Raw genomic sequence first — 24,871 nt, 5'->3', positions numbered from 1 at the left:
CTGTCAGCGCTCGACGACGTGGGCGTCCGGCCCTGGGTAGGTCAGCCCCTCGTGGCCGTCGCTCCAGCGCACGACGTACGGCGGACCGCCGTCCGCACCGCGCACCTCGATGATCTCGCCCTCGCGCCGGGGCGCGTCGACCTTGTTGCTCTCGGTGATGATCCGGTCCCCCACGCTCGCGTGCATGTCGACCTCCTTCTTCCCAGACCACGATGCTCCGAGACGCGGTGCGGGACAAGGGGTCGCGGCAGTTCTCATCAAGTCGCCCGGCCCGTCCGACGCCCACTGGGGCATGCTCTACCCATGAGCGAGCGCAACGTCCTCGGTGGCGACCTGGAGCAGTGCGGGACCGACCCCGTGACGGGCTTCCACCGCGACGGCACGTGCACCGTCGGTCCCCACGACGCCGGCCTGCACGCGGTGTGCGCTGTGATGACCGAGGAGTTCCTCGCCCACCAACGATCCGTCGGCAACGACCTCTCCACGCCCCGCCCCGAGTGGAGCTTTCCCGGCCTGGTGCCCGGCGACCGCTGGTGCGTCGTCGCCGCGCGCTGGCTCCAGGCGTACGAAGCGGGCGTCGCCGCCCCCGTGGTCCTGGCCGCGACGTCGGAGCGGGCGCTGGACGTCGTTCCGCTCGAGGCACTGAAGTCGCTGTCCGTGGACGTGCCGCCGGACCTCCGCGCCTGGGAGTGACCCTCGGGATCCGCCTCAGGAGCGCACGTGCATCCGCTCCCCCTGCGGCCCGAAGATGGCCAGCGCCTCGGCGGGGGTCGGGCCGGGATTGCCGATCCAGTGCGGGGTCCGCGTGTCGAACTCGACGACCTCGCCCGGCTCGAGCATCAGGTCGCGGGTGCCGAGCAGGAGCCGGATGCGGCCGCTGAGGACGTAGAGCCACTCGTAGCCCTCGTGGGTCTTCAGCGTCGGCTGCGGGTCGCTCTCGACCGGCATCACCATCTTGAAGGACTGCAGCCCGCCCGGACGCCTGGTCAGGGAGATGAAGGTGCGGCCGTGGCGCACGACCGGCTTGGAGCGGATCCGAGGGTCGCCCGTCTCGGGCGCGTCGACGAGCTCGTCGAGGGCGACCCGGTGCGCCCGGGCGAGCGGCAGGAGGAGCTCGAGGGTCGGCTTGCGCTGCCCCGACTCCAGGCGAGAGAGCGTGCTGACCGAGATGCCGGTCTCCTCCGCGAGGTCGGTCAGGGTCGCCTCGCGCTCCAGCCTCAGCTGGCGCAGGCGCGGCCCGACCCCTCGCAGCACTCCCTCGTCGTCCATGCGGCCAGTTTGCCATTGTGGCAAGGATGTTTGTCAATAGTGCGATGCGGACGCATGCTCGTGTCATGAGCGAGAACACCAATCGTGAGACCTACGACCGCCAGAAGTTCGACGTCGTCGTGGTCGGCGGCGGCGCGGCCGGCCTGAGCGCCGCGATGGCGCTGGGCCGATCCAGGCGGTCGGTGCTGGTCATCGACGCCGGCGAGCCCCGCAACGCGCCGGCCGACCACGCCCACAACTACCTGAGCCGCGAGGGGATCTCCCCGCTGGAGCTGCTCGAGATCGGCCGCGCCGAGGTGGCGGCGTACGGCGTCGAGGTCGATGCCGACCGGGTGGTGGGCCTGTCCGGGGAGGCCGACGGGTTCCTCGTCACCACCGCCGGTGGCCGCAGGTTCCGGGCCCGGCGCGTGCTGGCGACCGGCGGTGTCGTCGACGAGCTGCCCGACGTGCCGGGACTGGCCGAGCGGTGGGGCGTCGACGTGCTGCACTGCCCCTACTGCCACGGGTGGGAGGTGCGCGACCAGGCGATCGCCGTCCTGGCCACCGGCCCGATGGCCGGCCACCAGGGGCTGCTGTTCAGCCAGCTCTCCGACGACGTGGTGATGATCGTGCACGACGGGGTCGAGATCCCGGACGAGGACGTCGAGAAGCTCGCCGCCATCGGCGTCCGCTTCGAGCGCGGCACCCCGCAGGAGGTGGTCACCGACGGGAACACCCTGGTCGGCCTGCGGCTGGCCGACGGCTCGGTGCTGGAGCGGCAGGCGATCGTGGTCGCAGCGAAGCCGCACGCGCGCGCCGACTACCTCGCTCCGCTGGGCATCGATCCGCAGCCGTTCGAGATGGGCGGGGCCGCGCTGGGCTCGGTGCTCGCGGTCGAGCCGACCGGGGCGACCTCGGTGCCCGGGGTGTACGCCGCCGGCAACGCGACCGACGTCGCGATGACCCTCATGGCCTCGGCCGCGCACGGCAACCGCGTCGGTGCCTGGATCAACGCCGAGCTCGCCGCCGCCGACGCCGCCCGCGCCGTCGAGGAGCGCCGGGCCGAGCTGTTCGAGCAGCCCGCCTGGGAGGAGCGCTACTCCGGCGAGCAGGTGTGGAGCGGTCGCGTCAACCCGCAGCTCGAGGCCGAGGCGTCGTCCCTGACCCCCGGCCGGGCGCTCGACATCGGGTGCGGCGAGGGCGGCGACACCGTGTGGCTGGCCTCCCAGGGCTGGGAGGTCACCGCGGTCGACTTCGCGGAGGCGGCCTTGGAGAAGACGGCCGCGCAGGCCGCGGAGGCCGGGGTCGACGGGCGGGTCAGCACCCGCCGGGTCGACGTACGCACCCACGAGTGGGACGGCGAGACGTGGGACCTGGTGTCCTCACAGTTCATGCACCTGCCGGACGGGCGGATGGTCGACCTCGTGGGCCGCCTCGCGTCGGCGGTGGCGCCCGGAGGGACGCTGCTGGTCGTGGGGCACCACCCCGACGACATGGCCACCGGCCTGTGCCACGGGCACCACTCCTTCCTCTTCACCGCCGAGTCGCTGCTGCCGGCGCTCGGCCCGGAGTTCGTCGTCGAGGTGTGCGAGTCGCGGCCGCGGACGGCCACGCACCCGCACTCCGGCGAGGAGATCGCGATCAGCGACGCGGTGCTGCGGGCGCGACGGATCGCCTGATCCGCCTTCAGGTCGACAGGTCCAGCCGCGCCAGCACGAGCGCGGCGATCCGGTCCACCGGCAGGCCGACGTCGACGTCCATCCCCTGCTCGTCGGCCTGCAGCGGCTCGAGGGTGTCGAGCTGCGACTCGAGCAGGCTCGGCGGCATGAAGTGCTCGCGAGCGCCCATCCGCTCCAGGATCATGTGCTTGTCCCCCGTGCAGTGGATGAAGAAGGTGCCCTCGCCACCTCGTCGCAGCACGTCGCGGTAGGCCCGCCGCAAGGCGCTGCAGGCGATGATCGTCGGCTCCCCTCGGGCATCGCGCTCGGCGGTCCAGTCGGCCAGCGACTCCAGCCACCCCCACCGGTCGGCATCGGTGAGCGGGATGCCGTCGCGCATCTTGGCGACGTTGGCGGGCGGGTGGAAGTCGTCGCCCTCGGCGAACTCCCAGCCCAGGCGACCCCGGGCGGCCTCGGCGACCGTGGACTTCCCCGACCCGGAGACGCCCATGAAGACGAGGTGGAGCGGGGCGGTGCTCAGCGGGGTGGTCATCCCACTGCCCAGACTCCGAGCGCCAGCACGAAGATCGTGACGCCCAGCGTGGTCTCCAGCACCGTCCACGTCCGGAGGGTGGTCTTCACGTCCATCCCGAAGAACCGGCTGACCAGCCAGAAGCCGGAGTCGTTGACGTGCGAGAGCACCGTCGCGCCCGCCGCGATGGCCAGGACCAGGGCGACGAGCTGGAGCGAGGACGGATCGGCATCGGCGACGGCAGCGGACAGCAGTCCGGCGGTGGTCGTCAGCGCGACGGTCGCGGATCCCTGCGCCACACGCAGGATCGTGGCGATGACGAAGGCCGACACGATCAGCGGGAGGCCGAGGTCGGCCAGCGAGTCCGAGAGGGCCTCGCCGATGCCGCTGTAGCGCAGCACGCCTCCGAACATGCCGCCCGCGCCGGTGATCAGGATGATCGCGCAGATGGGTCCGAGGGCGTCGTTGAGCAGCGTCTCGACCTCCCCGCGGGAGTGCCGCCGGATCGCGAGGGTGTACGTCGCCACGAGGAGGGCGATGAGCAGCGCGACCGGGGTCTGCCCGATGAAGACGACCGCGTCGACGAGGCCACCCTCCTCGGCGATGGTGCCGTTCGTTCGCAGGGTGGTGAGGATCGTGTTGGCCCCGATCAGCACCAGCGGGAGGAGCAGGATCCCGAGCACGTGGCCGAAGGCCGGCGGTGCCTCGGTGTCCGCCTCGCGGCCACCGGTGAGCACCGTGTCGTCGATCGGCACGTACACCTTGCCGAGCCAGGACGTGGTGACGACGTACACGCCCACGAACCAGGCGATCACGGCAACGACGACGCCGACGAGCAGGGTGAGGCCGATGCTGGCGTCGATCTCCGTGGCAGCGGTCACGGGGCCGGGGTGAGGCGGGACGATCGCGTGCATGGCGGCGAACGCGCCGGCCGCAGGAAGGGCGTACATCAGCACCGAGCCCCCGAACCGCTTCGCGACCGAGAAGATGATCGGCAGGAAGACCACGAGTCCGGCGTCGAAGAAGATCGGCAGACCGAAGAGCAGCGCCGCGACGCCGAGCGCCATCGGTGCGCGCTTCTCGCCGAAGCGGCTGACGAGGGTGTCGGCGAGGACCTGGGCGCCTCCGGTCACCTCCAGCAGTCGTCCGATCATCACGCCGAGCCCGACGAGCAGCGCGACCGACCCGAGCGTGCTGCCGAAGGCGGCGATCGAGATCGTCGGCACGTCGGCCAGCGGCACGCCCGCCGCGACGGCCGTGCCGAGGCTGACCAGCACCAGCGCGACGAAGGCGTGCATCCGCAGGGCGATGATGAGGACGAGGAGAACGGCGACGGCCAGCCCTGCGATCAGCAGCAGGGTGCCCGCACCGTAGACGGGTGTCATGGTGTCCACGAGATACCTCCGAGATGGGTTGATCCACACTAGACCGGACCCAGGAGAGCGGTGCGCGCCATTTGCCGCCCGCTTCACAGATGGCGGACATACTCGACGGCGTGCCGCGCCCCACCTCCTCGATCGCCGTCTCGGTCGTCGCCGCCCTGGGACTCGTGGCCGCGGCGGTCCTGTTCCACCCCTCCTCCCAGATGGAGGCGGTGCGTCGGCTGGTGGGCCTGGGCGCCGAACGCCGGCTGCCCGCGCCTCCGGTCGTGGACTCGGGAGGGACCTTCACCTTCGCGATGACCCAGCCCGGCTCCTCCGACCCGGTCGGGTGGGATCCCTGCCGCACCGTGGAGTACGCCGTCAACCCGGCGGGGATGCCGGACGGCGCCCGGCCGATGGTGGACCGCGCCGTCGCGCGCATCTCGGCGGCGACCGGGCTGGCCTTCGAGGATGTCGGCGACACGGACCGCCGCCCCTTCACGGGCTCCCGCGTCCCCTTCGGCGGTGATCTGCCCGTCGTCATCGGCTGGGCCGACGCGGCGGAGTATCCGGGTCTCGCCGGTGGCGTGGCCGGACTCGGCGGCGGCGCCGCGGAGGACGGCTCCCAGGGACGGCGGTACTACATCTCGGGCGGCGTGGTGCTCGACACCGAGGTCTTCACCCCGGCCAACGTCGCCCAGCAGCCGCGCGTCATGGAGGCGGTCGTGGTGCACGAGCTCGCCCACGTGGTCGGCCTGGCCCACGTGTCGGAGCCGATGGAGCTGATGTTCGGCGACAACTCAGGTCAGGTGGAGCTGGGGCCCGGGGACCGCGAGGGGCTGGCCCGCCTGGGCTCGGTGCCCTGCGGCTGAGGGGTCGGTCGTCCCGAACGCCTGCGCCGACGGATGCGCCTCCCTACACTTCGCGAGTGACTGACTCGGATCTCGGTGCGCTGCCCCATGACCACCCCACGGCAGAGGCGCCGAGCTCCTCGCCCCCCGGTCGCCCCCCGGGGCTGCCGCTGGCCTGGCGAGCGCCCCTCCTGGCGTACGCCGTCACCCTCGGGGTGGGTGTCGTCCTCGGAGTGCTCACGATCGTGGCGCTCGCCGGCGGCGATGGCCCCGCCGAGGCGCAAGAGGTCTCCGACGCCGCCGAGGGCGTGCTCGCCCTGCTGGCCATCCCCTTCCAGCTGACCGCGATGGCGCTGGGCGGCCGGATCGGGTTCGACAACGAAGCCTTCTCCGTCTCCCTGATGGCGCCTCCGCTGCTGCTCACCGCGACGTACGCCGTGGTGCTGGCTCGTTCCGCGGCGGCGGCCGAGTCCCGGTCGCCCTCTCGCACGCGGCAGGACCGGGCTCTCACCTCGGGTGCCGCCGCACTCGGCACGGCACTGGTCGTCGCGGTCGTGACCCGTGCGATGGCCCTGCGTGCGGACGGCGAGTCCTTCCACGCCCTGTCGGTGTCGTTGGTCGTCGGCACCCTCTTCCTGACGTTCGTCGCCGACCTGGTCGGCCGGGAGCTGCGCAGCGTGGGCCTCCCGGCGCTCGCTCGGACGTGGGCAGCCGCGGCGCTCGCCTGGTTCAGCCACGTCGGGCTGTGGCTCGTCGTGTCCCTCCCCCTCCTCTTCGTCCTCGCGTGGACCCAGGAGGGCTTCCGTACCGCCCTGTCCCTCCCGCTGTGGTGGCCGACCGGTGGCCTCTGGACGTACGTCATGGGACATCTCTCCGGCATCGGGACCTCCGGCTTCTACAGCTACGCCTGGAGCGGCGGAGGCGTGCTCGCGCCGCTCGCGCTGCTGTTGGGGGCTGTGGTCGCCACGACGTTCGCCTCACTCGTGTGGCACCTGCGCTCACGGCGTACCAGCGCCGAGCTGGCCGTGCCGGGCTCGTGGGTGCAGTTGCCCGCGGCCTTCGCGGTCGGCGGCGTCCTGGTCACGATGGTCTCGATGGTCAGCGTCGGAGGCGGAGCCTTCGGTGTCAGCGGCTCCCTGACGGTCATGCCGGCGGCCTGGACCTGCGTCCTCCTGGGCCTGTGGGGTCTCGCCGCCGAGGCCCTCTCGCGCACCGTGGCGCCACGCCTCGTCGAGGTGCTGCCCTCGTCCTTCGTCGCGCGTCTGCGCGGGTCCGTCGCCCCCGCCGAGCCGGACGAGGTGGCGACCCCCGACCCGATGACGCCCGAGCAGGCGCGCAAGGTCCGCCGGATCGCGCTCGTGGTCGGCGCGGGGCTGGCCGTACTGGCGGCGGTGCCACTGACGGTGAGCGCGATCAGCTCGGCGTTCTACTCACCCGAGAAGGCGGCGCAGACGTACGTCGACGCCGTCGCGGCGGGAGACATGGGTGCCGTCGCAGAGGCGCTCCCCGACAGCGGCGACTTCTCGCCCCTCCTCCTCACCGAGGAGATCTACGAGGCTGCGACGGAGCGGCCGACCGGCTACGAGGTCGGCGAGGTCACGATCCTCGGCGACAGCGCGATGGTCGAGGTCGAGGCCACCGGCGGCGTCGGCGGCGACTCCTACCTCTCGCTGGAGAAAGGCGGGAAGAAGTTCGGCCTCTTCCAGGAGTGGGAGGTCGCCGAGGGGCTCACCTCGACGCTGAACGTCTCGACCGATGGCGTCGAGGAGCTCACCGTCAACGGCGTGAGCGTCGAAGCGCCGAGCGGTGGCTACCCCACGTTCGTGGTGCTCCCGGGCACCTACTCGGTCGACCTCTACGCCGGCAACGAGTGGCTCGACGGCGCGGCCAGCGAGGTGGCTGTCCCGCTCGGCGCGTACGCGTCCGCCGACACCACGACGCCCGGTCCCTCCGACGCCTTCACCGAGCGCGTGGACGAGGAGATCGGTGCGTGGCTCGAGGAGTGCATGGCCAGCACCGAGCCCGAGCCCGACGGCTGCCCCCAGTCGGTCTATGCCTTCGGAGACGTCCGCAACCTCTCGTGGGAGCTCAGTGAGCCACCCGTCGTGGACTACGAGTACTTCGAGCCCACGTTCCCGATGACGCTGTACGCCTCCGAGGGCGTGGCGACGGCGACGTACGAGGTCGACGAGTCCTACGGCTTCGGCCCGAAGCAGTGGACCGAGGAGACCGAGGAGTCCACGCTGGACTTCACGATCGAGGTCGACGTGGCCGGCGACTCCCTGGACGTCACCCCCGAGACCTACTGACGCGGGGTTCTCCACAGATCGGCTCGGAGGGGTGTCGAGCGGCCTCTCGCCCCGGCCACGATCGAGCCATGATCACCTCGGGAACGATCACCCTCGACCCCGCGTCGCACGCCGCCACGACCGCCGCGCTCCGGCGACGACTGGAGCAGCTCGAGGATCGCCGCCGCCGCGCCGAGAGGTCCGTGGACCTCGTCCTCGCGACGTGGCGCGGCCACGCTGCTGACAGCTTCCGCGCACGGTGGGCCGAGTGGAACCGCGGAGCCCTCGCCGTCATCGACCAGCTCACGGGGGCGGTGCAGGCGCTCGACGAGGTGCGCCGCGACCTCACCGGCGTCGACCAGGTCAGCGCGGGGTCGTCCGGTCGGCTGACGGGCCGCCTGGGATGACGGCCTACGAGGTCGACCTCGACGAGCTGCGGAGCACCCTCTCCGAGCTGGCCGCCTGCCAGCGCGACCTGATCGGCGTCGCCGGCGACATCGACGCGGCCCAGGAGTCGCTGCAGTCCGGATGGTCGGGAGTGGCGAGCGCCGCGCAGGCGACGTCGTACGAGTCGTGGCGGGCCGCCTGCGCCGACATGGTCACCGCGCTCGCCGCCCTGCGCGGCATCGTCTCGACGGCTGACGCCAGCTATTCGCGAGCCGTCGCGGCCAATGTCGAGCTCTGGCGGCAGGTCGGCCCGTGAGGATCAGCGTCGAGTGCGGGGGCTTCGACGACGCAGCCGATGCGTGCCGCACCACCAACCAGACGGCGGCCCTGCTGACCGAGTCGCTCGCGGCGAAGCTCGCCGGGTTCGGCGGGATGGCCGGCAACGACGCGAGCAGCGCCGACTTCGCCTCGTCGTACGACGCCGCGGCCCGCGAGGCGGTGGGCTCCCTCGTCGACCTGACGCACGCCTTCGTCGGGGTGGGCCGGCTCCTCACCGCCACGGGGACCAACCACGCGTCCGCGGAGGCGGCCGCCGCCGATCACGTGGCCGCCTACACCGGGCTGGGACTCACGGGCGACACCTATGTACGAGTGCAGGCGGCGCCTCTCCCGTCGAGCCTCGGTGCGCAGGAGCCGTCGCTGAGCGTGGTGGACCGCTTCATCCTCGACCACATCGAGGGCTTCGTGTGGCCCGGGGCCGACGTGTCCCTGCTGCGGGAGGCGGCACATGCCTGGCGCCGGGCGTCCTCCGCCGTGGCGCCGCTCGTCGACCAGGTCGACATCGCGACGACGATGATCGAGCGCCAACGCTCTCCCGAGATCCCGACCGCGCTCGCCGCCCTGGCCGACCTGCGCTCGCTCGTGGTCGACACCGCCGCCGAGCTCGAGGCGGTCGGAGTCGCCTGCGAGGACTACGCCGCCGCCGTCGATGACACGCACGACCGGACCCGTGCCCTGCTCGCCGAGGTCGCCGGGATGCTCGTCGAGGGTGCCGCCGTCTCCGTGATCATCGGTGGCCTGACCGGAGGCCTCGGCGCCTCGGCCTCCGCAGCGGCCGCCGCCGCCAGGATCCGGGCGCAGGCACCCCGCTTCCACGCCCTGCTGGTCGGGCTCCGTGCCACCGTCGCCGCGGCCGGCAGCCGCCTGCGCACCGCGCAGGACACCCTGCGGGACCTGCGCGAACGCCTCGACCGGTACGCGAAGCTGGGGGTGCGGGACGAGCGGGGCGAGATGTTGTTGCCCGGCGGGTGGGGCTTCTCTCGGGCACCCGGGTGGCTGAGAGTCCACGAGACGCCACCGGGACATGCGTTGTCGCGGCATGTTGGCAAGACAACCGATGAGCTCGCGGAGCGGTGCCGCACGACTGGCATCAAGCGCGCCTCATCGTTCTCGACAGAGAAGGACGCCGAACGCCTGATCGCGGAAGTGTTGGACAAGCGATCTGCCGACATTCGCCAATGGTTGCGAAGTGGCGGCGACACGAAACTCGAGCTGGACCACATCTTCCCGGGCCCAACAGGCGTGACCGTCGATGCGGCGGGCAGAGCGACGCCCGCCGATGCAGTCCGCGTGGTCCTGATTCCGAGCGACAGGATTGCGGGCGGCTGGCAGATCCTGACAGCGTTCCCCCGATAGGAGTGTGGACATGGAGAATCTCCGGCAACTGATGGCCGCCTACTTCCACCAGGACTGGTGGGACGAGTACGACGGATCGTGGGAGGGCGCGGTCGATGACTTCGCCCGGCGTGAGCCTCATCGCGTCGCGCCCGCAATCGACGAGATCACCTTGCTACTCGGCGCCGGCGACTCGGACGCCACTGTCGGCGAACGGCTGGATGCCATGGGCAACTACCGTCACCCCGGCGAAGAGCCGAACGCGCACGCCACGTGGTTGAAGCAGATCCGCGAGCGGCTGGCTCGGGTCACGTGAGCTTGTCCCGGTACGCGTGATGCCTTCCTTCCGAGATCATTCCCAGTGTTGGGGCTCGTCGCGGGCGTCCAACTTCACCACGACTGGTGTGAGGACAAGGGCGCGGAAGGCGTTGAACTCATGACCCCGTCGCAAGACCTCGCGGTCAGGCTCGTGGACCGGTTTCCAGGCTTGGCGCCGGTCATGGACGAGCACCTCGATGACCAGGAAGGCGAGCTTCTCCCCTACCTGTTCATGGCCGATGTGGCTCGATGGGCTCAGGCGGCGTACGCATCGGATCCGGAGACGGTGGGACGCTTGCTGGACTGGCTGGAGGTCGAGTTCGAAGCCGCCGAACCGGCCGAGAGGGACCTCATCGGTCTCGGACTCGTAGAAGTCATCCCGTTTCCCCCCGAAGGGGCACCTCTCCTCGTCAGGCTTGGGCCTCACCTGACGCAGGTGGCTGACGAGCTCGGATTGCTTCGGCCGTCCGGGTAGGCCGATGCGGCGTGCTCTCGACGGATCCCAGGCGCGCTGCCGCGTCCGCCTCACCACGCCCAGCCTCGGCCGGGACTCGACCACGTTCGACGTCTGGCACCGCCTCCTCGGACAGCGGCCGCTCGTACCGAGCCTGGACAGCAACATGCCCGATAGTCGATCACTGGCGAGACAGGAACCCCCATGCGTCACACTGCCACTGAGAGCTGACACGATCACCCATGAAGAACCCACGGAGGCGTTGGACCGATGACCGAGGCAGCGCTGATAAACCGTCTGACGACCGAGATCCGGGAGCTCAAGCCCCTTCTCCAGCAGCACCTCGTGGACCAGGACGGCGACATGCAGCCCTACGTCCTGATGGCAGACGTAGCGCGCTGGGCGCACGAGAGCTCCACGCAGGTGCCCGACCGCGTTTCTCAGCTCATGCGACTGCTCGAGCGTGAGTACGCGACTGGCGAAGCAGGCATCCAGGACCTGATCGGAGACGGCTTCGTGGAGATGCTCCCCCAGTCGCCCGAGGGTGACGCCGTCCTGAACCTGCTCGGGCCCAGGCTGCGCGAGCTCGCCGAGGACATGCACCTCTTCGACTCCTGACCGTTCGCGGCCAGCCTGATAGAGGCTGCCTGTCGAACGATTCCGCCTCACGCCCGCCGCGGCCGGAACTCGATCACGTTCGACGGCAGCCGCCGCCCTCGCGACCTGCCGCCCGCTGCCTGCGGGCGCTGCTTCTCCGCCCCGTCGCACGGGACGAGGGTTCGCTCGGACACGACGTTGTCCGTGACCTCGACCAGCCGCGCGTGGCGGTCACCGTGGTCACGACCCATCACAGCACCCTCGAGGACGTGGTCGAAGGTGAACTCCTCGAACTCCCGTCGCCCCTGCGCCTTCGCACCGCTGCCGAGCAGGTGGTCGATCAGAAACCGCAGCGACGGCAGCATCATCCTCGACGCCTCGAGGTCCGGGTTCCACGTGAGGCAGCACCCGACCGAGCAGAGCTCCCACGCCAGTCGAGCGAAGGGCACCTCACGATCACCCCGGCCTGTCGGCGTACCCCGGAGCGTCCCGTCGGACTCCACCAGCGTGAAGAGGTGTGACCACTCCGCCTCGTTGAGCGCAGGGTGGATCCGGATGTGGCCGATGAAGCCGGTCGACGTCATGAGGAACACGTGCCCGGTGCGGGCCCGAGAAAACTCGCCGCCGCGCACCTGTGGACAACCGAGTTCGTCGGCCTATCTGCGTCGGGTGAAGGTCACGGAGTTGTCGGCATCGATGCGGCTCTCGTAGCGCGGGTCGTGGGCCAGGCGGTGGTGTCTGGGACAGAGCAACCGACCGTTGGCGAGATCGGTCAGGCCGCGGCGCGACCAAGGGTCGTCGTGGTGGGCGTGGCATCCGGACGCCGAGGTCTCGCAACCCTGGGCGGTGCACCCTCCGTCGCGAAGCCCGAGCGCGATGCGCTGCGCCTTGGTGAACAGCCGCGCCTGACGTCCCAGGTCCAGCGGCTGCGACTTCTTCCCCAGCACGGCCGGGATGATGCCGGCCTCGCATGCCAGCCGCCTGGCCTGGCCGGCGCTCATCCGGCTGCCGTCGTCGAGCAGCGCGGTGGCGCTGTCGGAGAGCAGTTGCTCGAGGGTCATCGTGACGACCACGGTGGCGTTGACGCCGCCGGTGACGGGCGTACGGTCGGCGGGGAAGCGCTCGACGTACTCAACGAACGCCTCCCCCAACCGCCGCCGCAACGGCTTCCACTGCCCCGACTCGTCCTTGAGGTCCGCCTCGTCGTGGCGCGCCGGGTTGGCGATCGCCAGCAGCTGGCGTCGGAACATCTTGCCGACGTGTGAGGGGGCCGTGAACCACCCGCGGCACCGACCCTTCCCGTCGTCCACCACCGTCAGCTCGACTGTCGCGTCCGCACGCGCCTCCTCCGCCGCCAGCACCTTGGCCTCCTGCGACTCGCCCAGCTCGGGGGCGACCACGTCGAGGATCCGCTTGCCGATCTGCCCGAGGTCCCTCGCGTCGTGCTCGGCCGCCAGCGACAGCATCGTCTGCCGCGCACGGTCCCGCGTCTCGGCCTCGACCGTGGCCGGCAGCGCATCGACCGCGTCGGCGATCGCCTTGGCCTGCTCGGTGCGCAGTGCCCCCGACATCAGCGCGTCGGCGACGAACGTGTGCGCCGAAAGGGACCGGGCCAGCGTGAGGTCGCGCCGTGCGGCCCGCTGAGTCGTACGCGTCTCAACCGCCAACCACCCCGCCGCATCTCGCAGCCCGTGCTCCTGCGCGATGTCGTCGGAGGCCGCGAGCACCCGCATCGTCAGCGCGTCCAATCGCGACCGAGCCTCGGTCAGCGCGACCAGCGCGGCTTCCTTCTCCGCCGTCGCCATGAACGTCGGCTCGACCGACGCCACACCCTTCACCGCCGCAGAGATGTCGGTGGCGCACTCGATGATCGGATGCATCGGCCCACCTCCTCGACAGCTCGCAGACCACGGCCCGGACGGGCGGTGGTGTGTGAGGCATGTCGGCTCGGCTGCCAGCTCGTCATCCGAGAGCCAGAGGCATCCCGCAGCACCAGACGGGTTCTATGGATGACTTTCCCGACCCTCGTCCCTGACCGTCTCCTCGAGGAGCCAGGGCCGCCGGATGCTGGGATCCGGTGGGATCGACGTGCTACGCACGATCGTACACCTGTTCGAATAGGCGCGCAAGCCCTGTGAATCCAAGCCGCGGACTTCAGCCCGCGGTGGCAGCCGCGCGGTGCACACACTCCAGTCGCCTGACCCTTCCGAATCGCCACGCGCGCCGCGGCGGCCGGTGATACTCGTCGCGTGCAGAGATCGTTCCGGACCTCGACCGCGCTCTCGGTCGTCCTGACCGCCGCGTTGGTCGGCGGGGTCGTCGTCCTCCATCCCTCTCCGGAGATGGCGGCCGTACGCCGGCTCGTCGGCGTCGGCGACGAGCGTGTGCTGGCGGTCCCGGAGATCGGATCCTCCTACGGGGTCTACGCCTTCTCCGCGGCGCAGCCCGGATCGACCGCCCCGGTCGGCTGGAACCCCTGCCAGCCCGTGTCGTACGCCGTCAACCCGGACGGGATGCCGGACGGCGCACGCGACCTGGTCGATCGGGCGATCTCCCGGATGTCGGAGGCGACGGGCCTGGAGTTCGTGGACGCGGGCGACACCGACCGGCGACCGTTCACGGGCGCGTTCGTCCCGTTCGGCACGGCACAGCCGGTGGTCATCGCATGGGGTGATGCCTCGGAGTTCCCCAGGTTCGCCGATGACATCGCCGGCCTCGGGGGCGCTGCCTCCGAGCAGGGAGTCACGGGGCGCCGTTACTACGTGACCGGCGGGATCGCGCTGAGCACGGACACCTTCACGGACGAGTCGGTAGCCCTGCGGACCGAGCAGATGGAGGCGATCGTCCTGCACGAGCTCGGCCACGTCGTCGGCCTCGCCCACGTCGAGGACACCGGCGAGCTCATGGCCGACGAGAACTCCGGCCGCCTGGACCTGGGACCGGGAGACCGCGAGGGACTGGCGCTCCTGGGAACGGTCCCCTGCGGCTGACGTGCTGGTGATCCGTGGTTGAGCTCAGCGACGGATCGACCGGGACCGCTCCGGGCCGTGTGCACTCGGCGTACACCCCGACCATCGGCTCCCCCGCGCTGTTGACCGGCCTGCGCTGCACCAGTGCCTTGAGCAGCCGGACGTCCTTCACTCCCGACTCCGGGTGGTGGTCGATCACCGCGCACCGCGGGACAGGACCGCCGATCCGCAGCCGCGCTTCCCCCACGGTGACCTCGCTGCCGAGCCACGTGTCCTCGACGTAGGGCTCGTCGGTCTCCACCACGAGCGTCGCCCGGAAGCGTTCAGCGGCCACGGGCTGGCCCGTCCTGTCCGCGAGGTCGCGCAGCGACGCGGTGCCGACGATCGTCACCGGTGCGTCGAAGACGACTCCGCCGCGCGGTGCGGCAGCGAGGCGTACGTCGAGGCTGAGGAAGTCGGACAGCGCCACCGCGTACGGTCCGTCGAGCAGCTCGAGGTCGACCGTGCGTCCCCAGTAGTCGCAGGCCAGCGACTCACCGCTCGGCACCGGCTGGGACGCGACGCTCTCGCCGCTCGGCGCGGTCATCGAGAGGATGCCCTCGTCGAGCTGCGCGACGATCGACATCAGCGTCGGGTGCTGGACGGTGCGCAGGACCCGCGCCCGCTCCGGGTCGACGACGCAGAACGCGCGATCACCAACCGGCCCTCGCCCGTCGAGGTCGATCCGGTCGTGGGCGAGGTGCCGCATCCCCTTGACCGGCGAGAAGCTCGCGGCGCGGACGACCAGCTCGTTGGGCATGCGCCTCAGTGTTGCAGCAGCCCCTTGACGTACGCCGCCTGCCCGAGATGCTGGAGGCAGTCGCCCTGGATGCTGACGAGCCGCATGCCGGCGGTGACCGGCGGGTCCCATCGCTGGTCCACCTCGCGCTCGAGCTCCGCCTCGTCGACGGTCTGCAGGTAGCGCGCGGTCGCCAGCGTGACCTCGTAGTGGTAGCCCGTGAGCAGCTCGGGGTCGCTGATCCGGACGGCGTCGACCTGCTCGCTCGTGTGGCCGTAGCCGATGTCGTCGGTGCCGTTGTCCAGCCCGAACCGCTCCTGCCACTGGCTCCACACCTGTGGCTGGTCCGCGAGGTGGGCGATGTGGTCGTCCTGCACCCGCGCCAGGTGCCACAGCAGCCAGCCGATCGGGTTGCCGGTGCCGTCCGGCCGATGGTGGAGCATGCGGTCGTCGAGGCCGTCCGCCACGTCGACGTACAGCTCCGTGATGCGGCCGAAGCCCTCGGTCAGCAGTCCGCGTACGTCCATCGGCTCAGCTCGCCGGCCTCGCGTCGCGCACCTGGGGTGCGGCCGACTGCTCGTCCTTCATCGCGTCGATCTCGGCGAGGATGCGGGAGCGCTCGTCGTCGTCGATCGCCACGCCGGCCCGGCGCAGCCCCTCGTCGAGCTGGTCGGCGATGGTGTCGCGCTCGGCGCTGTACTGCCAGGAGCTGACCTCCTCCACCACGCGCTGGGCTGCTTCGACGGCTGCCTGGTCTGCCTGGTCGCTCATCCCTCCACGCTAGCGAGGCTGGGGTGAGGCGCCTCCCCTCTTCGGGTGTGGCCCCTCCGGGGACTCCGCGGGACCTTGGGAGGCATGGCTGTGACGAGCTTCCAGGACCTGCCCCTCGCCGACCGTGACCGCGAGTGGGACGGCGACGCCGCGGAGAAGCGAGTGCGCGAGTGGGCGGGCGCCGAGGACGAACCCAACGAGAAGTACCGCGACGCCCACGTCTGGTACGACGCGGAGAAGAAGGACAACTTCACTGCCTACAAGCTGCTGATCGCCGACGTGGTCGACGGCCGGCTACGGGCAGTCCCGCGCGGCGTGATGGCGGCCGGCAACGTGATGGTCGGCGGCCGCGGCGGCGTCAACATGCCGTCCAAGGACGCCGAGCGCGCGAAGAACCACCTCGCGAAGTACTACGCCAAGATGGGCGACGACGCGCCGTGGGAGCGCGACTGACCCGGCTCAGAGGTGGTGGAGCTTCGCGAAGGGGGGCTTGATCCGCACGGACTGCTCACCGAAGTCGACCGTCACCGCGTGACTGTCGATCTTGGTGACCTTGCCCAGGCCGTAGAGGTCGTGGCTGACCCTGTCGTCGACCTCGAAGACGTCGATGACCTGCTCCACGGGGAGAGCGAACGGACTGCTGCTGAGGTGCTTCGGCCGTGAGCCGCTCGAGTTCGTCATTTGCTCAAGTATGCGCCCAAATGGGTGAGATGAACCCATCCATGCCCGAAATCGGTGCCTGACCTGCGGGGATGACGGTCACGGCTCTTGACGAGACCTGATCGAGACGTGCGACGTTCCTCCGTTGCTCGGTCGTCCCGTCAGGCGGGAGCTCGGTGCGAGGCGGCGGCGGACTGTCTCGGCGTCGTTCGGCGTCGTGGTCATTTCACGACAATTTGCCTCTTTCAGCGAGCGCTTGACGATGGCAATGTGACTTGGATCACTCTCTGCGTGGAGGATCGTCATGCGCCGACTTCTGTCCGGGTCCATCGTCGCCGTCGCGGTAGCCGCCCTCGCGGTCGGCCTCGCCCCTCCGTCGTCCACGAACGCACCTCCGGGCCCTGCCGCGCCGCGCGGCGGCCCGCCGCTCGACGCCTGGACGGCCACGGGCGTGACCGGGGAGCAGCTCGCGCTGCTGGCGCGACAGGGCTTCGACCTGCACGAGTCCCACCCGACCGGCGACACCAGCGAGGTGTCCCTGGTGATGACCGCGGACGAGGCGAAGAAGCTGCGCGCCCAAGGCATCGACGTACGCCTGGCGCGGGTGAAGGGCGGCAAGACCGTCCGGCAGTTCGCCGCCGCGCAGGCGGCACACGGCTACAACGTGTGGCGCTCGTACGACGAGCCCGGCGGCCACCGCGACCAGCTCGTCGCGGCTGCCCGGGCGTACCCCGGCGTCACGAAGCTCGTCAATCTCGGCACGACCCACCAGGGTCGCGACATCCTCGCGCTCAAGGTGACCCAGGGTGCCCGCGGCATCAAGGACGGCTCCCGACCGGCCGTCATCTACAGCTCCGCCCAGCACGCCCGGGAGTGGATCGCGCCGGAGATGACCCGCCGCATCATGAACACCTACCTCCAGCGGTGGGCCGCCGACCACGAGCCCACGAAGAAGCTCCTCCAGACCACCGAGCTCTGGTTCGTGCCGGTGATGAACCCCGACGGCTACGAGTACACGTTCACCGACGAGCGGCTGTGGCGGAAGAACCTGCGGGACAACAACGACAACGGCACCACCGAGGTCGGCGACGGCGTCGACCCCAACCGCAACTTCCCGTCCCACTGGGGCTACGACAACGAGGGCTCCTCGCCCATCCCGTCGAGCGACACCTACCGCGGCCCGTCCAAGGGGTCGGAGCCGGAGACGCAGGCGGCGATCAAGCTCTTCAACACGGCCAAGGCCGAGTTCATGATCAACTACCACTCCAACGGCGAGTGGCTGCTCTACAACGACGGCTGGCAGATCGGCACGCCGACCGCCGACGACCCGATCTACTACGCGCTCTCCGGCAACCTCGACGAGCCGGCGATCGAGGGCTACCACCCGGGCCTGTCGTCGGACGTCCTCTACATCACCAACGGCGAGATCGACGGCTACGCCCAGGAGGCCACGGGCACCCTGGCGTGGACCCCCGAGCTCTCGCCCGGTTGCGAGGGCTGCGGCTTCGTCTTCCCCGACGATGAGGAGCTGGTGCAGAAGGAGTTCCTGCGCAACCTGCCCTTCGCGGAGTCGGTGGCCGAGTCCGCTGCCGACCCCGACGACCCGAAGTCCAACCTGGGCATCAAGACCAAGCCCTTCTACCTCGAGAGCGAGGATGCCTACAAGGAAGGCATCCCGTCGGTGCACCTGACCTTCAAGGAGTCCTACGGCGACCCGCAACCGGTAGCGGTGCTCGCCAAGCGAAGCCTGGGCGCCGTGACCGCCCGGTGGCGGATCAACGGTGGCCCCGTGCAGTCCGCGCCCACGACGCAGTGGACCAAGGGTCAGAAGTTCGGGATGACCTCCACGCACTACCACCAGATGCGCGGCATGGTGACCGGCACGACGCCGGGTGACTCGGTCGAGGTGTGGTTCACCGGCGGGGGCGAGCAGAGTGAGTCGTTCACCTACACCGCCGTCTCCGAGCCGAGCGGCCGCGTGCTGGTCGTCGCTGCCGAGGACTACACCGGTGCCTCACCGGTGCAGTCCCCCGACGGGCCCCACTACCTGAACTACTACCTCGACGCGCTCGCCGCCAACGGCGTGGACGCCGATGTCTACGACGTGGACGCCAAGGCCCGAACGGCTCCCGACGCCCTCGGCGTGCTCAGCCACTACGACGCGGCCATCTGGTACACCGGTGACGACATCGTGACCCGCACGGCCGGCCGGATCGGCGGCAACGCGGACCGACTGGCGCTCGACGAGATGCTCGAGTTCCGCGCCTACATGAACGAGGGCGGCAAGGTGATGTACACCGGCGACTGGGCCGGCCAGCAGTACACCGCCGCGGTCGGCAACCAGCTGTACGACCCGAAGGGCAAGATCGCCTGCAATCCCCTGCCCGCCGGGATCGACGATCGGCGCTGCCTGCTGCTTCGTGGCTCCGGCGACGGCACCAACGACGTCCTGCAGTACTGGTTCGGCGGCTACCTCGCCGTCCCGGGCGACGGACACGACGAGGACGGCATCGTCTACGACGTCGCCGGCATCGACGACCCGTTCGCTGGGATCGACTGGGCGATGAACGGCCCCGACTCGGCCGACAACCAGACCACCACGTCGTCCTTCATCTCGACAAGCGGCATCCTGCCGGTGGTCGAGTTCCCGCAGTTCGAGAGCTGGCCGTCGGCGCGGTGGGACAAGCCCGGAGGCCCGTTCGACCCGCACAGCGGCGAGCAGTACGTCTACAGCCAGATCGCCGACGTGTCCTACAAGCGGCTGACCCGGACGGTCGACGTACCGGCCGGCGGCGGCACGCTGGACTTCTGGACGTCCTTCGACACCGAGATCGACTGGGACTACGTCTTCGTCGAGGCCCGTACGGCGAACGGCGACGACTGGACGACGCTGCCCGACATCAACGGCCACACCTCGCAGTCGACCGGCGAGAGCTGCCACGAGGGCTGGCGCGAGCTGCACCCGCACCTCGACCACTACCAGACCGTCAACGCGACGGACCCCGCCACCTGTACGCCCACCGGCACGACGGGCACCTGGAACGCGGCCTCCGGCAGCTCTGCCGGCTGGCAGGAGTGGAGCGTCGACCTCGGCAAGTGGGCCAACGGCCAGGTCGAGGTCTCCATCACCTACGCCAGCGACTGGGGCACCCAGAACCTCGGCACCTTCGTCGACGACGTGACCCTGCCCGACGGCACGAGCCAGTCGTTCGAGACGGGACTCGAGGGCTGGACGGTCTCGGGCGCCCCGCCAGGAAGCGCCGACAACGGCAACGACTGGATCGTCACCGATGCCGCCGGCTTCCCGGTCGGTGCGGCGATCTCCACCCCGCGCTCGCTGCTCCTCGGCTTCGGGTTCGAGGGGATCGCGACGCCTGCCGAGCGCAACGAGGTCATGGGGAGGGCCCTGCAGCACCTGCTGGAGTGACCGAACACGACACATCTCGAGATCAGCACCAAGGAGAACCTTCGTCATGACCACAGATCAGCCCGTCGAGCGGCGCACGATCCTCAAGACCGTCGCCGCCGCGTCCATGGCCGGCCCCTTCGCCGGCCTGGTGGCCGCCCCAGAGGCGTCGGCCGCCACCAACCCCCGGACCGTCCCGCTCAGTCCCGTCGCCGACGCGCGCGACGGAGTCGTACGCCTCCACGTGCCCGAGGGCTTCCGCTACCGCTCCTTCCACGACACCACGAGTCCCGTCTTCCTCACCGACGGCACGGCCCTGCCCGGCCGCCACGACGGGATGGGGTCCTTCCCGGGGCCTGACGGCACGGTGGTCCTGGTGCGCAACCACGAGATCAACAACCCCGTAGCCGCCGCCTTCGGCACCGGGACGCCGTACGACTCGCGCGCCGGAGGCGGCACGACGACCATCCAGGTCACGACCAGGGGCGAGGTGGTCCGGTCGTTCACCAGCCTCAACGGCACGATGATGAACTGCTCGGGCGGCGAGATGCCCTGGGGCTCGTGGATCACGTGCGAGGAGACGATCAACGGCCCGGACGTCGGCCCCGACTTCACCAACACGTCGAACATCCCGCTCACCAAGCCGCACGGCTTCATCTTCGAGGTGCCGGCGAGCGCGTTCCAGGGCACCGGTCAGTCGTCGAGGACGCCGATCCGCTCGGCGGGACGCTTCGCCCACGAGGCGGTCTCCTACGACCCGCACAGCGGCTACCTCTACCTCACCGAGGACGACTTCGGCTTCGCCTCGGGGTTCTACCGCTACAAGCCACCGAGCGACCCGATGGTCGTCGGCCGGCTCGAGGACGGCGGGACGCTCGAGATGCTCAAGGTCGTCGGCGCGTGGAACGCCCACCTCGAGGGCGCGCAGGCGCGGAACGCGACGTACCGCACCGAGTGGGTCCCGATCGCGGACCCGGCCCCGAGCTTCCCCTACACGACCGGCGTGACCGCCCCGACCTCCAACAACACGGCGCTCACCTACGTCGCGCGCCAGGGGTGGGCGCAGGGTGCGGCCTACTTCTCCCGGCTCGAGGGGCAGGTGGCCCGCTCCGGAGTCGTCTACTTCACCTCCACGCAGGGCGGTGGCCCGCCCGAGGCAGGCAACGAGAACCCCGCCGGCTACGGGCGCGGCTTCGGACAGGTGTGGGCCTACCACGCGGCCTCCGGCAAGCTGCGCTGCGTCTTCCAGTCCCAGGGGCGGATGCAGCTGGACCTGCCGGACAACATCACGACGTCCCCCCGCGGCACGCTCGTCGTCTGCGAGGACAACAGCGACAACAACTACGTCCGGGGCCTGTCCAAGAACGGCAAGCTGTGGGACATCGCCCTCAACCCGACGAATGACGAGTTCGCCGGGTCGACCTTCAGCCCGGACGGGAAGACGCTGTTCGTCAACATCCAGGCCTCTGCCGGCCGCACCTTCGCGATCTGGGGGCCGTGGCACAAGATCGGGGTCTGATCCCTCACACCGCGCGCGCCAGGCTCCGCCGCAACGACCAGGCGCCGAGCGAGGCCAGGAGGAGGGCCATCGCGGCGAGCACGCCGAGCTGCGGCAGCACGTCGACGAGCGTGCCGCCGCGTCGCTGGATCTCGGCGAAGGCTTCGTACGCCCACGCGTGCGGCGTCAGGTTGGCGACCGCCCGGATGGGGCCGGGGAACAGCTCGAGCGGCAGCATCGAACCGCCGAGCGCGGCAAGCACCAGGCCGAGACCCACGCCCGCCCCGTTCGCCGCTCCCTCGTTCTCGAGCATCGTGCCGAGCAGGATCGCGGCGCCGGCCGCGACGAGGCTGAAGATCACCAGGACCAGGAGCGCGAGCGGAAGGCTTCCCCAACCAACACCGAAGAGCAGGCTGGACGCGAGCATGATGTAGCCGCCCTGGAAGAGCCCGATCGCCCACCGTCCGATGATCTGGCCGGCGACGAGCTCGCCGGCCGTCATCGGCCCGGCGAGCATCCGGGCGACGACGCCGAGTCGGCGAGCCTGGATGAGGGTGGCGGCCCCGGCAAGGCAGCTCAGGAAGACGAAGAGCAGCAGCTGCCCTGACGCGCCGAGGTCGAACTGGCCGAGTCCGGCGAACTCCTGGCTCAGCCTGTCGACGCTCGTCACCTCGAGCACCGGCGCGCTGGCGTCCTGCTCGGCCGTCACCAAGGCGGCCACCACCCGGTCGGCCGGCACTCCTTGCGCCTCGAGGGCGGCGAGCCGGGCGCTTCCGGCACGCAGTGCGTCGACGGCGGTGCGGACCTGCTGCTCGACGACCCTCGAGTTGCCCGAGGTGCCGCTGACCACCTCCAGCGTCACGCCCCGGCCCGCGTCGTACGCCGTCGCTGAGGCTGCGTCGAGACGGATGGCGACGTCGAGCCGACCGCGCGCCACCAGCTCGAGGGCGTCGTCCCAGGCGGGGTCGCTCACGACGACGTCGTCGGACTCGAGCTGCTCCACCAGCGCGGACTGCAGGGAGGAGTCGGTCCCGCTCACCGCGACCCGGCCCGCGTTGGCCCCCTCACCGAACTGGAGGCCGATCATCATCACCAGCATGAGCGGGAAGACGAAGACGAAGAAGAGGTTGGCGCGGTCGCGGAGGAAGAGGCGTAGCTCCACCCCGGCGACAGCGAGCGCGTTCCTCATCGCATCTCTCATCGCAGGGCCCCCCGCTCGGGCACGAGCCGCGACGCGACGAGCATGACCGCTGCGAAGCCGAGCATGATCCCCAACGGGACCCCGATGTCGGCCAGGCCGCCACCGCCCGATGTGATGCCGAGGCCGCGGAGCAGCGCCGCCACTGGGTTGAGGTCGAGCAGACCGGCGAAGGGGCCGGCGGCGCTCACGGGGAAGAACGCACCTCCGCCGATGCCGAGCACGAGGGCGAAGATCGAGGTCATGATGCTGGCCTGCTCGCTGGTCCGGGCGATGCGAACCACCAGGAACATCAGCGACGTCCCCGCTGCTGACACGCACAGCACCAGGGCGGCAACTGCGGGCACGGACCCGAAGTCGGCGTCGAACAGGAGCGAGCCGGCCGTGAGCAGCACCCCGGTCGCCACGACCCCGAGGATGAAGCTCACCAGCGCCTTCGAGGCGACGATGAGCCCGCCCCGGATCGGCATCGACCGCAACCGTGCCAGCGTCCCGGTCTCCCGATCGAGCAGCAGCCCCGTGACACCGAAGCTGACGGTGAAGAGCAGGAACAGGCCAGCCTGCCCGGCGACCAGCGCGGCACCCGCGTCGAGCTGCTCGTCGGAGGCCTCCCCCCGGGCGAGCTCGTACGCCGGCCCGCCCTGCGTCGCCTGCTCGACGAGCGCGCCGATGTCGCGATGGCTCACGCCCTCGGCCAGCGCCGCTCGAGCTGTGACCGCGCCCGAGGCGAACTCACCCAGGAGGCCGTCCACCACCGACAGCACGACGTCGGCCTCGACACCGGCCTCGTCACCGCGTACGGCCTCGACAGTGACCCCACGCCCAGTCCGGGCGGCCTCCCCGAAGCCCTCGGGCACGAGCAGGGCGATCGCGGCATCGCCGTCCTCGACCTGCTGGCGGCCAGTGGCCTCGTCGACCTCGGTGACCGTCACGTCTAGCTCGCCGGCACCGTCGAGGTCACGCACCACGTCGGTCAGGACCCGAGCGAGCTCGTCGTTCGGGGGCGCGCTGATCGCCACGGTGACCCGCTCGAGCTCGAGGGAGTCGGCGTCGCCGAAGACCAGGTTGAAGACCGACATCAGCGCCAGTGGCACGACGAGCGCGAAGATGATGACCGACTTGTCGCGGACCCGCTGCACGAGGTCGGAGGCGGTGAGGACCAGGAGCTGGCGCATGTCAGTCCCACCTCAGTCCCTCAGGCCCTTGCCGGTGAGGTGGAGGAAGACCGACTCGAGGTCGGGGCGTGAGATCTCGACGTCGGAGAGCGTGACGCCGCGCGCCGCCGCCGTCCCCACGACCTGGGCGACGAGGGCAGGCGCGTCCTTGACCGTCAGCGTCGCCGAGCGGCGTTCGGCGTCGACCCGCTCGACCCCTGGGATCTGGCGCAGCTCCTCGGCGGCGCCGACGAGGTCACCGCTGCCGCCGAGACGGATCGTGTCGACGCCGCCGGTGAGTCGGATCAGCTCGTCGCGCGTGCCCGTGGCCTGCAGCCGGCCGGAGTCGATGATGCCGATGCGGTCGCAGAGCCGCTCGGCCTCCTCCATGTAGTGCGTCGTGTAGAGCACCGCCATCCCCTCGACCGACAGCGCCTCGACCGACTCGAGGATCGCGTTGCGCGATTGCGGATCCACTCCCACCGTCGGCTCGTCGAGGATCAGAAGGGTGGGGCGGTTGAGCAGTCCGATGCCGATGTTGAGGCGGCGCTTCATGCCGCCGGAGTACTCCTTGCTGCGGTCCTTCGCCCGGTCCGCCAGACCGATCAGCTCGAGCACGTGCCCGACCCGCTGCTTCAGCCCGGCGCCCGTCAGTCCCTGGAGCCGGCCGAAGAGCATGAGGTTCTCGCGTCCGGTGAGGTCGGGATAGATCGCCAGCTCTTGCGGCACCAGGCCGAGGTGTCTCTTGGGCTCGGTGGTCCGCGGCGTCATCGCCTCTCCCGCCACGGTCACCGACCCCGCGTCGGCCGCGATCAGCCCGGCGATCATCGAGATGGTCGTCGTCTTCCCGGCCCCGTTGGGACCGAGCAGTCCGTACGTCTCCCCCGGCGCGATCCGGAAGGACACCCCGTCCACTGCGGTCAGGTCGCCGAACCTGCGGACCAGCGAGTCCACGACCAGTACGTCTTCCGCCACCCGTCCCGCCTCCTCCTGCTCCCACGCTAGGCAGCGCGACCATCTCGGGACAGGGCCAAACGTCACGAGCGCGCCGACCCGTCCGTCCCGCGCT

Annotated in this window: 27 protein-coding genes; 14 read left to right on the top strand and 13 right to left on the bottom strand. The window is 70.7% G+C overall.

Annotated elements, in window-relative coordinates; all coding sequences use genetic code 11:
- Window positions 1–3: 3 nt before the first annotated feature.
- Complete coding sequence (locus J3P44_RS02070; protein ID WP_255888567.1) at window positions 4–186, bottom strand: DUF1918 domain-containing protein; 183 nt, start codon at window positions 184–186, stop codon at window positions 4–6.
- Window positions 187–303: 117 nt separating this feature from the next.
- Here J3P44_RS02070 and J3P44_RS02065 point away from each other — a divergent pair, with 117 nt between their 5' ends.
- The gene (locus J3P44_RS02065; RefSeq protein WP_255888566.1) at window positions 304–693 is read left to right on the top strand and encodes a DUF2237 family protein; all 390 of its coding nucleotides are present in this window, start codon (window positions 304–306) and stop codon (window positions 691–693) included.
- A gap of 15 nt (window positions 694–708) precedes the next feature.
- On the opposite strand, the gene J3P44_RS02060 is transcribed toward J3P44_RS02065, so the two are convergent.
- Entirely contained in the window at window positions 709–1,269 is a 561-nt protein-coding gene (locus J3P44_RS02060) for a helix-turn-helix domain-containing protein (protein ID WP_255888565.1), read from the bottom strand.
- Between the two features lie 65 nt (window positions 1,270–1,334).
- Between J3P44_RS02060 and J3P44_RS02055 the strand changes: the two genes are divergently transcribed.
- On the top strand, window positions 1,335–2,927 hold the full coding sequence (locus J3P44_RS02055) for a bifunctional NAD(P)/FAD-dependent oxidoreductase/class I SAM-dependent methyltransferase (protein WP_255888564.1): 1,593 nt from the start codon (window positions 1,335–1,337) through the stop codon (window positions 2,925–2,927).
- A 7-nt stretch (window positions 2,928–2,934) separates the two neighbouring features.
- On the opposite strand, the gene J3P44_RS02050 is transcribed toward J3P44_RS02055, so the two are convergent.
- Together J3P44_RS02050 and J3P44_RS02045 are read right to left on the bottom strand one after the other, a co-directional pair.
- A complete protein-coding gene (locus J3P44_RS02050; protein WP_255888563.1) occupies window positions 2,935–3,459 on the bottom strand; it encodes a gluconokinase in 525 nt (174 codons plus the stop codon).
- A complete protein-coding gene (locus tag J3P44_RS02045; RefSeq protein ID WP_255888562.1) occupies window positions 3,456–4,823 on the bottom strand; it encodes a GntP family permease in 1,368 nt (455 codons plus the stop codon). Before J3P44_RS02045 ends, J3P44_RS02050 begins: the two co-directional genes overlap by 4 nt.
- 110 nt (window positions 4,824–4,933) lie before the next feature.
- Here J3P44_RS02045 and J3P44_RS02040 point away from each other — a divergent pair, with 110 nt between their 5' ends.
- From J3P44_RS02040 to J3P44_RS02005, 8 genes are all read left to right on the top strand, one after another.
- Window positions 4,934–5,671, top strand: coding sequence for a matrixin family metalloprotease (locus J3P44_RS02040; protein WP_255888561.1), 738 nt, complete (start codon window positions 4,934–4,936; stop codon window positions 5,669–5,671).
- A gap of 56 nt (window positions 5,672–5,727) precedes the next feature.
- The gene (locus J3P44_RS02035; RefSeq protein ID WP_255888560.1) at window positions 5,728–7,959 is read left to right on the top strand and encodes a hypothetical protein; all 2,232 of its coding nucleotides are present in this window, start codon (window positions 5,728–5,730) and stop codon (window positions 7,957–7,959) included.
- Window positions 7,960–8,027: 68 nt separating this feature from the next.
- On the top strand, window positions 8,028–8,345 hold the full coding sequence (locus J3P44_RS02030; RefSeq protein WP_255888559.1) for a WXG100 family type VII secretion target: 318 nt from the start codon (window positions 8,028–8,030) through the stop codon (window positions 8,343–8,345).
- Window positions 8,342–8,641 (top strand): WXG100 family type VII secretion target, encoded by a 300-nt coding sequence (locus J3P44_RS02025; RefSeq protein ID WP_255888558.1) that lies wholly within the window; start codon window positions 8,342–8,344, stop codon window positions 8,639–8,641. Before J3P44_RS02030 ends, J3P44_RS02025 begins: the two co-directional genes overlap by 4 nt.
- A complete protein-coding gene (locus tag J3P44_RS25360; RefSeq protein WP_255888557.1) occupies window positions 8,638–10,020 on the top strand; it encodes an RNase A-like domain-containing protein in 1,383 nt (460 codons plus the stop codon). The genes J3P44_RS02025 and J3P44_RS25360 overlap by 4 nt, the downstream gene beginning before the upstream one ends.
- A 10-nt stretch (window positions 10,021–10,030) precedes the next feature.
- Window positions 10,031–10,315, top strand: a complete 285-nt coding sequence (locus J3P44_RS02015; protein ID WP_255888556.1) for a contact-dependent growth inhibition system immunity protein — start codon at window positions 10,031–10,033, stop codon at window positions 10,313–10,315.
- 45 nt (window positions 10,316–10,360) lie between these two features.
- Window positions 10,361–10,792 carry a DUF7674 family protein gene (locus J3P44_RS02010; RefSeq protein WP_255888555.1) on the top strand — a complete coding sequence of 144 codons (432 nt, stop codon included), beginning with the start codon at window positions 10,361–10,363 and terminating at the stop codon, window positions 10,790–10,792.
- Window positions 10,793–11,041: 249 nt separating this feature from the next.
- Window positions 11,042–11,389, top strand: coding sequence for a DUF7674 family protein (locus tag J3P44_RS02005; protein ID WP_255888554.1), 348 nt, complete (start codon window positions 11,042–11,044; stop codon window positions 11,387–11,389).
- Window positions 11,390–11,436: 47 nt separating this feature from the next.
- Here the strand turns inward: J3P44_RS02005 and J3P44_RS02000 are convergent, their stop codons facing one another.
- Window positions 11,437–11,952: a hypothetical protein gene (locus tag J3P44_RS02000; RefSeq protein WP_255888553.1), complete on the bottom strand. Its 516-nt coding sequence runs from the start codon at window positions 11,950–11,952 to the stop codon at window positions 11,437–11,439.
- 72 nt (window positions 11,953–12,024) lie between these two features.
- On the bottom strand, window positions 12,025–13,248 hold the full coding sequence (locus tag J3P44_RS01995) for an HNH endonuclease signature motif containing protein (RefSeq protein ID WP_255888552.1): 1,224 nt from the start codon (window positions 13,246–13,248) through the stop codon (window positions 12,025–12,027).
- A gap of 369 nt (window positions 13,249–13,617) precedes the next feature.
- Between J3P44_RS01995 and J3P44_RS01990 the strand changes: the two genes are divergently transcribed.
- Window positions 13,618–14,358, top strand: coding sequence for a matrixin family metalloprotease (locus tag J3P44_RS01990; protein WP_255888551.1), 741 nt, complete (start codon window positions 13,618–13,620; stop codon window positions 14,356–14,358).
- On the opposite strand, the gene J3P44_RS01985 is transcribed toward J3P44_RS01990, so the two are convergent.
- The 3 genes from J3P44_RS01985 to J3P44_RS01975 are packed head-to-tail and all read right to left on the bottom strand — an operon-like array spanning window position 14,270 to window position 15,886.
- Complete coding sequence (locus J3P44_RS01985) at window positions 14,270–15,136, bottom strand: MOSC domain-containing protein (RefSeq protein WP_255888550.1); 867 nt, start codon at window positions 15,134–15,136, stop codon at window positions 14,270–14,272. The genes J3P44_RS01990 and J3P44_RS01985 overlap by 89 nt on opposite strands.
- Window positions 15,137–15,141: 5 nt before the next feature.
- Window positions 15,142–15,642 carry a mycothiol transferase gene (locus tag J3P44_RS01980; protein ID WP_255888549.1) on the bottom strand — a complete coding sequence of 167 codons (501 nt, stop codon included), beginning with the start codon at window positions 15,640–15,642 and terminating at the stop codon, window positions 15,142–15,144.
- Between the two features lie 4 nt (window positions 15,643–15,646).
- Window positions 15,647–15,886 carry a hypothetical protein gene (locus tag J3P44_RS01975; protein WP_255888548.1) on the bottom strand — a complete coding sequence of 80 codons (240 nt, stop codon included), beginning with the start codon at window positions 15,884–15,886 and terminating at the stop codon, window positions 15,647–15,649.
- Window positions 15,887–15,970: 84 nt separating this feature from the next.
- On the opposite strand from J3P44_RS01975, the gene J3P44_RS01970 reads away from it, so the two are divergent.
- The gene (locus J3P44_RS01970; RefSeq protein WP_255888547.1) at window positions 15,971–16,339 is read left to right on the top strand and encodes a hypothetical protein; all 369 of its coding nucleotides are present in this window, start codon (window positions 15,971–15,973) and stop codon (window positions 16,337–16,339) included.
- A 6-nt stretch (window positions 16,340–16,345) separates the two neighbouring features.
- Here J3P44_RS01970 and J3P44_RS01965 read toward each other — a convergent pair whose 3' ends face one another.
- Entirely contained in the window at window positions 16,346–16,567 is a 222-nt protein-coding gene (locus J3P44_RS01965) for a hypothetical protein (RefSeq protein WP_255888546.1), read from the bottom strand.
- A gap of 283 nt (window positions 16,568–16,850) precedes the next feature.
- On the opposite strand from J3P44_RS01965, the gene J3P44_RS01960 reads away from it, so the two are divergent.
- Together J3P44_RS01960 and J3P44_RS01955 are read left to right on the top strand one after the other, a co-directional pair.
- Window positions 16,851–19,973, top strand: a complete 3,123-nt coding sequence (locus tag J3P44_RS01960) for a M14 family metallopeptidase (RefSeq protein WP_255888545.1) — start codon at window positions 16,851–16,853, stop codon at window positions 19,971–19,973.
- 46 nt (window positions 19,974–20,019) lie between these two features.
- Complete coding sequence (locus J3P44_RS01955; protein ID WP_255888544.1) at window positions 20,020–21,471, top strand: PhoX family protein; 1,452 nt, start codon at window positions 20,020–20,022, stop codon at window positions 21,469–21,471.
- 4 nt (window positions 21,472–21,475) lie between these two features.
- Here the strand turns inward: J3P44_RS01955 and J3P44_RS01950 are convergent, their stop codons facing one another.
- The 3 genes from J3P44_RS01950 to J3P44_RS01940 are packed head-to-tail and all read right to left on the bottom strand — an operon-like array spanning window position 21,476 to window position 24,777.
- Window positions 21,476–22,639 (bottom strand): ABC transporter permease, encoded by a 1,164-nt coding sequence (locus J3P44_RS01950; protein ID WP_255888543.1) that lies wholly within the window; start codon window positions 22,637–22,639, stop codon window positions 21,476–21,478.
- Window positions 22,640–22,647: 8 nt separating this feature from the next.
- On the bottom strand, window positions 22,648–23,823 hold the full coding sequence (locus J3P44_RS01945; protein ID WP_255888542.1) for an ABC transporter permease: 1,176 nt from the start codon (window positions 23,821–23,823) through the stop codon (window positions 22,648–22,650).
- A gap of 12 nt (window positions 23,824–23,835) precedes the next feature.
- A complete protein-coding gene (locus J3P44_RS01940; RefSeq protein WP_255888541.1) occupies window positions 23,836–24,777 on the bottom strand; it encodes an ABC transporter ATP-binding protein in 942 nt (313 codons plus the stop codon).
- Between the last annotated feature and the right edge of the window lie 94 nt (window positions 24,778–24,871).

Origin of the sequence: Nocardioides astragali, assembly GCF_024436375.1 — a bacterium.
In the GTDB taxonomy this organism is placed as follows: Bacteria; Actinomycetota; Actinomycetes; order Propionibacteriales; family Nocardioidaceae; genus Nocardioides; species Nocardioides astragali.
The sequence above is the reverse complement of the archived record's forward strand: the minus strand, read 5'-3'. Positions and strand labels throughout refer to the sequence as shown.

What these genes read in the sequence shown, in the direction of transcription:
- J3P44_RS02070 (WP_255888567.1), bottom strand. Translation starts at nt 186, where the DNA reads ATGCACGCGAGCGTGGGGGACCGGATCATCACCGAGAGCAACAAGGTC.
- J3P44_RS02065 (WP_255888566.1), top strand. Translation starts at nt 304, where the DNA reads ATGAGCGAGCGCAACGTCCTCGGTGGCGACCTGGAGCAGTGCGGGACC.
- J3P44_RS02060 (WP_255888565.1), bottom strand. Translation starts at nt 1,269, where the DNA reads ATGGACGACGAGGGAGTGCTGCGAGGGGTCGGGCCGCGCCTGCGCCAG.
- J3P44_RS02055 (WP_255888564.1), top strand. Translation starts at nt 1,335, where the DNA reads ATGAGCGAGAACACCAATCGTGAGACCTACGACCGCCAGAAGTTCGAC.
- J3P44_RS02050 (WP_255888563.1), bottom strand. Translation starts at nt 3,459, where the DNA reads ATGACCACCCCGCTGAGCACCGCCCCGCTCCACCTCGTCTTCATGGGC.
- J3P44_RS02045 (WP_255888562.1), bottom strand. Translation starts at nt 4,823, where the DNA reads ATGACACCCGTCTACGGTGCGGGCACCCTGCTGCTGATCGCAGGGCTG.
- J3P44_RS02030 (WP_255888559.1), top strand. Translation starts at nt 8,028, where the DNA reads ATGATCACCTCGGGAACGATCACCCTCGACCCCGCGTCGCACGCCGCC.
- J3P44_RS02025 (WP_255888558.1), top strand. Translation starts at nt 8,342, where the DNA reads ATGACGGCCTACGAGGTCGACCTCGACGAGCTGCGGAGCACCCTCTCC.
- J3P44_RS02015 (WP_255888556.1), top strand. Translation starts at nt 10,031, where the DNA reads ATGGAGAATCTCCGGCAACTGATGGCCGCCTACTTCCACCAGGACTGG.
- J3P44_RS02005 (WP_255888554.1), top strand. Translation starts at nt 11,042, where the DNA reads ATGACCGAGGCAGCGCTGATAAACCGTCTGACGACCGAGATCCGGGAG.
- J3P44_RS02000 (WP_255888553.1), bottom strand. Translation starts at nt 11,952, where the DNA reads ATGACGTCGACCGGCTTCATCGGCCACATCCGGATCCACCCTGCGCTC.
- J3P44_RS01995 (WP_255888552.1), bottom strand. Translation starts at nt 13,248, where the DNA reads ATGCATCCGATCATCGAGTGCGCCACCGACATCTCTGCGGCGGTGAAG.
- J3P44_RS01985 (WP_255888550.1), bottom strand. Translation starts at nt 15,136, where the DNA reads ATGCCCAACGAGCTGGTCGTCCGCGCCGCGAGCTTCTCGCCGGTCAAG.
- J3P44_RS01980 (WP_255888549.1), bottom strand. Translation starts at nt 15,642, where the DNA reads ATGGACGTACGCGGACTGCTGACCGAGGGCTTCGGCCGCATCACGGAG.
- J3P44_RS01975 (WP_255888548.1), bottom strand. Translation starts at nt 15,886, where the DNA reads ATGAGCGACCAGGCAGACCAGGCAGCCGTCGAAGCAGCCCAGCGCGTG.
- J3P44_RS01970 (WP_255888547.1), top strand. Translation starts at nt 15,971, where the DNA reads ATGGCTGTGACGAGCTTCCAGGACCTGCCCCTCGCCGACCGTGACCGC.
- J3P44_RS01965 (WP_255888546.1), bottom strand. Translation starts at nt 16,567, where the DNA reads ATGACGAACTCGAGCGGCTCACGGCCGAAGCACCTCAGCAGCAGTCCG.
- J3P44_RS01960 (WP_255888545.1), top strand. Translation starts at nt 16,851, where the DNA reads ATGCGCCGACTTCTGTCCGGGTCCATCGTCGCCGTCGCGGTAGCCGCC.
- J3P44_RS01955 (WP_255888544.1), top strand. Translation starts at nt 20,020, where the DNA reads ATGACCACAGATCAGCCCGTCGAGCGGCGCACGATCCTCAAGACCGTC.
- J3P44_RS01950 (WP_255888543.1), bottom strand. Translation starts at nt 22,639, where the DNA reads ATGAGGAACGCGCTCGCTGTCGCCGGGGTGGAGCTACGCCTCTTCCTC.
- J3P44_RS01945 (WP_255888542.1), bottom strand. Translation starts at nt 23,823, where the DNA reads ATGCGCCAGCTCCTGGTCCTCACCGCCTCCGACCTCGTGCAGCGGGTC.